The organism is Desulfobacula sp. (genome assembly GCF_030611305.1).
GTDB lineage: Bacteria > Desulfobacterota > Desulfobacteria > Desulfobacterales > Desulfobacteraceae > Desulfobacula.
The window spans coordinates 1-6,436 of record NZ_JAUWQB010000131.1; the positions used below are offsets into that span (position 1 = coordinate 1).

A 6,436-nucleotide genomic window follows, 5' to 3' on the forward strand; every position below is an offset into this window, starting at 1 on the left:
TTATCATCCACCAGCAGAATTTGTTCTGTTCCACCCTGGACTGGTTCTTTAGTCTGGATATTCTGTTTTTCAAAAGAACTTTTTTCTACTGGAAAGTAAACATGGAATTCTGTACCTTTGCCAGGTTCGCTGTATACTTTGACAGCTCCATTCATGTTTTTAACAATGCCGTGAACAACAGACAATCCCATCCCAGTGCCTTTGCCTATTCCTTTGGTTGTAAAAAACGGGTCAAAGATTTTTTCTGTCACATCTTTATCCATACCGGTGCCTGTATCAGCTATAGTTAGACAAGCATAATCACCAGGTGTCATATCAGGAGTTATTACGTCCTGTTCTCCTAATTCGACTTCTTTGAGACTTACTTTCAGCTCCCCTCCGGTCTCCTCCATGGCATGGTAGGCATTAGTTGCAAGGTTCATTACAATCTGATGAATTTGTGTGGGATCAGCCTTGATCGTACCACAATCCGCCCTGATATCCTGTATGATATCAATGGTGGTGGGGATGGTGGACCTGATCAGTCTTAATGCTTCCTTGACAACAAGCTGCATCTTCATCAGGATGACCTCTGTACTATCCTGACGGGCGAAGGTGAGTATCTGTCTTACCAGGTCCTTGGCTCTCAAGGCACTGGTATGAATTTGATTCAGACCATCCCGGAATGGGCTGTCCTCAGGAATGTCCGCTAATAACAGATCTGCATAGCCTAAAATCGGGAAAAGAATGTTGTTGAAATCGTGGGCAATACCGCCGGCAAGCGTGCCGATGGCTTCCATCTTCTGGGCTTGCTGGAGATGCGATTCAAATTGTTTACGTTCGGTGATATCCTGGATAATTTCTATCGCGCCAATGATAGTTCCATCTTGATATCTCAACGGTGCAGCAGAGAAGAAAAGCCATTTGACTTTTTCTCCCAGATCAGGGAAAAAGCTTTCGCCTTCATATGCCCCTTCAATCAGAGTAGATTTATTAATTTTCACCTCATAGTGTTCGTCTATCTCTTTCTCTGTTGCTCCATCTAATATCAAATCTGCCAAAACCTGTCTTTCTTCAGGATAAAAGGGAAGCCAGTGTTTTTTTGTGCCCACCATTTCAGTCTCAGGAAAACCGGTTAATTTCTCACAGGCATTATTCCAGTGTGTGATGATGTGGTTGCTATCAATAATAAAGGTTGGGATCGAAGTTCCTTGAACAGCTTGCTCGAGTTTTTCTTTACTATCCTGCAAATCTTTTTCCGCTTTCTTACGTTCAACAATCTCTTTGTTGAGTTCACCGATAGATGTTGTTGTTCTCTTTAAATCCATTGACATCTTATCAAATGCTCTTGAAAGCTGACCGATTTCATTTTTTGCATCAGTGCTGATTTTATGATTCAAATTGCCGCTTCCTATAATCCGAACGCCTTTTTCAAGTGCTGTAATTGGTTTAGCAACACTATTATTAATCCAAAACAATATCCCTATGACAAAAAAAGCAAACAGTATAAAAAAGGCAATAATCAACGATATGGTTATTTGGTTAGAAAGCATAACCTCTGTTTGAATTGTGTGCTGCAATTGAAATACAAGGGAAATCATAGCTTGTGATCTTACCAGCAGCTCGCTTGCCAGCCTTTTTTTAAGCTTCAAAAAATATATATCTTTTTGTCTGTCATTTATCGGCTCCTTTTCTAACTCTTCAGATAATTCTCCAAAAATAATTCCAATTCGCAGAAGGTTCTGATGTATCTTGCTAAATAATATTTTTTGATTTTGGGAGTCGAATTTGTTTTTTTCTTGTATAAAACTCTGTGACAGAAGATTATATTTGGATCTCCACTGTATCAGCGATCGCTCTTCAGAATACAGCAAATACTCATGCATTACGATTTTCAGTTCAGCTATGTCTTTGACTATTTTTGCAGCTAATATTGTTTCATTATTATTCTGGTTTATTTTTTGAGTTGTTATAAAAATAAATAAGCCCAACGTTACAGTCACTACAATGCATAAAAGAATACCAATCTGTGTTATAGTTTTAATTTTCATTGCACTTATTCCTTAACGGATGATAGTAATTAATTCAGGCTTAACCGCCTCCAGGACATCCAGGTAAATAAAATCAAGATAATTAGGAATTTTTTTGCTGTTGGTGAATTTGTTTTCAATCGTCCATCGTGCAATCTCATCCCAGGATATCAACAAGGCTTGATCCAGGGAAATATTAAAACCTAAATCATTCCAAGCTGCACGGACAATCTCTTTATCGAAATTAAAGTTTTTAGCTATCAGCTCTTGCGATTTTTCTTTATTATTTTGAATGAACTCGGCAGATCTATTGATTGCACTGAGGAGTTTTTTTAAAATTTCAGGATGGTCTTTAGCGAAACTTTTATGTGCTACAAAATTAAAAGTTGCCCTGTATATTTCCGAGTTTGGCAATTCTATAGCATTATCCTGCAGCAGGCGATAGGTTTCTTGACAGTATGGCTGCCAGACGGAAACAGCATCCACCTCATTATTTTTCAGGGCCGTCGGCATATCAACCGTCTTGATATTAACAAGTTCTACATCGGAAATTGACAACCTGTTATGAATTAAAAACACCCCCAGAAAAAAGTGACTTGATGTTCCTATATTTACTCCTATTTTTTTCCCTTTTAAATCCGACCCCGTCTTAATACCGCTATCTTTACGTCCGATTATTTTGACAAACGAATATGAGTAGGCAAATGTAGAAAAGATACAAAAATCCTGTCTTTTGAAACTATTAATTACAACAGGCATATCTGCAACCGTGGATATATCAACTTCTCCGGCAAACAAACCCTTAATGGCTAACTTGCCACTACTATATCCGGTTAAAGCCACATCAAGACCTTGTTCGGAAAAATAGCCTTGTTCCTTTGCAATATATACAGGAATTGACAAAAATGATTTTGAAAACCCAAGTTTTACTTTTTCAAGGCTCTTTGGAGATTCACCGGGCTTGCAGCCCATAAAAAACTGCATGGTGATTACCAGAGAAAGCAGGATAAGGGCAATTATCATCCAAACAAAAAATTTATTTTTTCCCTGTTCATGTATCCCATCCTCTTTTTTTCTGATCATCATTGTTCCCTCCTATACAGATCAGTGATTTTTTTAATAATTTTGAATTTTGTGACCAGAATACTTATCATATTTTGCACACTCCCCAAACCATAAAGTAACCAGAATGCTTTTAATATTCTGGTCAATCTAAATAAAAATCACAATAATATATGTTGTGGTACAAAGTAAATAAATTTTCACGAGTTAAATTCATCTATATGGGGAAATGCAAAATCAAAAGAATCAAAATCCGATTATATTTTATTGGAGATAAAGCAGATTTTATTCAAAGCCTGGAAAATAATTTTGATATCAATTAGTTTCGCCTTTTGCTTTTTTCAGGTCAACAATCTTACCCCGAATTTTTGCCATAAGTTTTGAAGTATCAAAAGTGTCATCGTCACCAATTTGGCAATATCGATCAAAGTCCTTATTTGAATTATGACCAGAATATTTTCTGGCAGTTTCTTTTCCGGCAGCTTTTGCAATTGCAGTAATACTTGAATGCCGGGTGCCGCCATAAAGATCAAGGTCAAATATTCCAATTTCAGCGCAAGCTTTTTTCCAGTTGCGGTACAAGTAATCTTTTCCGAATGGGTAACCATCAGGACGACGGAAAAACAAGACAGAATCAACAGCAGGGTATTGTTTTTTTAATATTTTAAATTCATTGATATAATAATCGAGCAAACGGATTCTGATTACTTTGGGATCTTTATTTTTTTTGGTTTTGGTGGGCCTCCAAAAAGTGAGAACGCCATATTCAAGGTCAATATCTCCCTCTTTTAATCTTCTGATATCGCCCGGGCGTATATTATTATATGTGCAAAGCAAATCAACAGCCAGCCAGGTTTTAGGATTCTTTTTGTAGGTCATGTCCTTTAGTTTATCGACAATCTTTTCCCTGGTTTTAATATCAACAAGTTTTCTAAAACCAAGCTGAACATCTATTTTGGGGAATTTCGGGAGTTGAGAAATTAAGATGACCTCTTCTTCTTCATACAAAAAATTATACCAAAAATCATGGAGTTGGGTTGAATAATTTTTCTTTGTTTTATCTGCTACTTTTAAGGTGTCCAGAAAATTACGGATATCTTTTTTCTTTATATCTTTTACGTTTTTATCTTGAAAAAAGGCGGAGGCATGATTGATGTATCTTTTAATGTGATAATAGGAGACAAGTTTTTGTTTTTCTTTGAAGGATGATACTTTTTAGCAAGATTTGAGAACCCTAACGGGTTTGAAAACATATGATCCCGCACACTTCATTTTTCAATACTCTTTGCTTTTTTTATATTAATGCGAAAGAATGGCTAAGGCTGGAAGAGCAAGGACTGTAGCCATCATTCTTTTGATTCATCTTCTTTTTTCATTTCAATATACCAATCTTCATCGCCATATAACTTATCACTGCATTCAGGGCACAACCCATGGCTAAATTCAGCTGCTGAATGATTTTTGATGTAAGTTTCGATTTTATTCCAGTAACCTTTATCATCCCGTATTTGTTTACACTGGGAGCAAATAGGTAAAATTCCCTTAAGGGTTTTTACCTCAGCAAGTGCGTTTTGGAGATCGATAATCAAACTTTCTCGTTTCTTTCGGGCCAGTATTCTTTCGGTAACATCGCGAAAGCTCCACACCCTTCCGATTATTTGTTCATCAAGTTTCTGGGGCTGCGAATAACGTTCCATAATTCGCCCATTCTTGAAATGTACAGTGTCAAAACTTTTTGCATCAGGGTCAGCATATAGTTTTTTCACTTTTTTAATAAACTCATCAGGGGTTTTTAATTGATCCAAAACATAGGCCAGAGCTTTGTCGTCGTCATGGGATTCCAAAATATCGGCTGGGATGTTCCACATTTTAGCAAAGAGGTCATTAAAGGCCGTGGTTTCCCCATTCCTGTTCACCACCAGGATTCCATCCGTGGTGGATTCAAGCGTTGCCTTGAGTCTGGACAAGGATAATTTCTGTTCCAGCTCTGCCTTTTTTCTTTGATTAATTTCAGTATTTGCTTTTATAAAAAGAAAGAAGACAATGAGCCCAAAACATACAAATAATAGCACAGCACTAATACCAATGGTCTTGCCTAAGAGTCCATTTATTTTTTTCATAACTTCATTGTGACTATGCAAGTAAATCAAATTCCAACCAGGAGAAATGGCAAGCCCCTGTTGATGAATACCGTATTCATTACCCAAGTCGTCCACAGCAGTATCTTCGTTCAAAAGTTTCATACCCGTCCAATTCCAGGGACCTGTCCCAAACTGTTTTGACCTGGTAAGATCTAAGATCGTTTCCGAAGATGCCTTCCATAACAAACGGTAAAGCCAGTCCTCACGACTGGAAACAAACACCACCCCTTGAGGATCAGTCATCAATACAATTCCATCGAAAGCTTCCTTGAACTTCCTTTCAATCGTTTCAATGGATGCCTTAATTACTACAACCCCCCAAGGCCCATCTTTCCTCTCTCCATAAACCGGATGACTAAAGTATATGCCCCGTTTTTTAGATGTAACCCCCAACGCCATATAGACAGCTGGATCGCCTTGCATGGCCTGCTTAAAATAAGGGCGAAAGCCATAATTTTTTCCCACAAAGCTGGCAGGAGTGTCACGGTTGCTGGAAGCTATTGTGTTGCCGGAATTGTTAATTAAATAACAGACGTCGATTTTTATATCATCACGGAAATTGTCCAGAACTACATTGGTCTCAGCAATAGCAGATAGATCTCCACGTAACACAGATTGTTTCAATTCTTTTGTGTTGCTCAAAAATTTTGCTGATTTAAGAAAATATATCCGATATGAGTCGAGTTCATTTCTCAAATCCCTCACTTGTACTTCGGCTTTTTGGTGCATTGAGTCAAATAAAGATTTTTTCACAGCTGAATAGTAAAGATATCCCCCACTAGCAAAGGTCAGAACAGCCATTAAGGACAATATAGTGAATAGCGTGCGAAGATTGGGGTTGGCCTTTTTCATGATATTCCCTTTATACGTTTGTTCTTTGTTTCAAAATTAACAAAGCTAATCAAGAAAAATCTTTATATTCATATACTTTTCATGTGATGGTAAATTTGATTCGCAGATCGAATCAGCTTTTTCTAAGATTTTTTATGATTATTGAATTTAAACTATGAGCTGACGGGCTACTTTCAATAGCTCGTTTATTGAAAAAGGTTTTTCTAAAACTGCATCAAAATCAGTTAATTCAAGTAACCAAGGTGTTCCAGACAAAGCAATTCTCGGTCACGTACTATTTTCAAATTTAGCGCACCTGTTTTTTTTATCGGAGCATACCGCCTTCAAGGTTAACAGGCTTCATGATCTGGATATTAATAAAAAATATGGGGG

4 protein-coding genes are annotated in these 6,436 nt (G+C 37.3%); all 4 read right to left on the bottom strand.

Annotation, left to right across the window (positions count from 1 at the left end; translation table 11 throughout):
* On the bottom strand, positions 1-2,030 hold a 2,030-nt coding region (locus QAI40_RS16380), incomplete at its 3' end, for an ATP-binding protein (RefSeq protein WP_304511846.1).
* A gap of 12 nt (positions 2,031-2,042) precedes the next feature.
* Entirely contained in the window at positions 2,043-3,095 is a 1,053-nt protein-coding gene (locus QAI40_RS16385) for an ABC transporter substrate-binding protein (protein ID WP_304511847.1), read from the bottom strand.
* A gap of 291 nt (positions 3,096-3,386) precedes the next feature.
* Positions 3,387-4,079 carry a hypothetical protein gene (locus tag QAI40_RS16390; protein WP_304511848.1) on the bottom strand — a complete coding sequence of 231 codons (693 nt, stop codon included), beginning with the start codon at positions 4,077-4,079 and terminating at the stop codon, positions 3,387-3,389.
* A gap of 338 nt (positions 4,080-4,417) precedes the next feature.
* On the bottom strand, positions 4,418-6,064 hold the full coding sequence (locus QAI40_RS16395) for a cache domain-containing protein (protein WP_304511849.1): 1,647 nt from the start codon (positions 6,062-6,064) through the stop codon (positions 4,418-4,420).
* Positions 6,065-6,436 lie beyond the last annotated feature (372 nt).

Excerpts from the sequence above, each read along its gene's own strand:
- QAI40_RS16395 (WP_304511849.1), bottom strand. The coding sequence starts at position 6,064 with ATGAAAAAGGCCAACCCCAATCTTCGCACGCTATTCACTATATTGTCC.
- QAI40_RS16385 (WP_304511847.1), bottom strand. The coding sequence starts at position 3,095 with ATGATGATCAGAAAAAAAGAGGATGGGATACATGAACAGGGAAAAAAT.